Source organism: Limnospira sp. PMC 289.06 (genome assembly GCF_032350395.1).
Taxonomy (GTDB): Bacteria; Cyanobacteriota; Cyanobacteriia; order Cyanobacteriales; family Microcoleaceae; genus Limnospira; species Limnospira platensis.
In genome coordinates this window covers 1-907 of the sequence record NZ_JARPLC010000372.1, presented here as the reverse complement: position 1 = coordinate 907, position 907 = coordinate 1, and the positions used below count along the sequence as shown (strand labels likewise).

Sequence of the window (907 nt, the reverse complement as noted above, 5' to 3'; positions counted from 1 at the left end):
ATCAAGTCGGAACATTCAGATTTCCTTAGTCATGGATGGTTGGCAGTGGTCGGATTTTGGGAATAGGTTTTCCCTCACGCCTTCCGTTCCCCGCTTCAGTCCCAGGGTTGTGATTCCTCAAACTGGGGGTGGCTATCGCCGTTACTCTCAACTTCCTGCTATACTAGGTGGGTCACTACTTCCACCGTTCAAACGTTCTGTCTTGACCTTGGGTCTCCTGCCTTGCTTAGATTTCTCCAAGCGTCGGGACATATAAACAGTTATGGGATGGTCAGGGGTGCGAATCCCTTATATTCCACCAAGGGGTGGAAGTCCCACTAGGAGGTTATTTAAGGCATTGCAGCCCTATTTCACTCCTAAACGTCTCGCACATCGCCGTTACTCTTAACGCCCTGATTTCTCAGTTGGTTTATGACCTTGAGTTCCCTGCCTTGCTTAGATTTCTCCAAGCGTCGGGACATATAAACAGTTATGAGGATGGTCAGGAGTGCGCTCCTTATATTCAACCAAGGGGTATAAATCCTCACCAGGCAGTTATTTCGGGCATTGCAGCCCTATTTGATGCCTGAACGTCTCGCACTTGTTTCCATACATTCTTCGTAGTCTTGATTGGTTTTGATTTCTCAAATCCTTTCTTTAAACTCGCTTTCGTCATAGTAACTCCTACTAGACTCTATTCTTTACAATCAAACCGTGACCCGTTAGGTTATGGTCGAAAGGGAAGTCACCTTCCCCAACTCCAATTCCAAACCGTACTTGAGACTTTCACCTCATACGGCTCCTGATGTGGATACCCCTTTGTCATTGGGAACAGGGTTACGATCCCCTGCTTTATGACCTCAACTTTCAGAGCTATAGCACCAGACAGGAAAGTTAGGACGTATAATGGAGAGGACGAGATGACTAA

General features: G+C 46.7%; 1 pseudogene. It reads left to right on the top strand.

The window, feature by feature from the left end:
* Positions 1 to 256: pseudogene (locus tag P5674_RS25265) on the top strand (hypothetical protein); the annotation flags it as partial.
* Between the last annotated feature and the right edge of the window lie 651 nt (positions 257 to 907).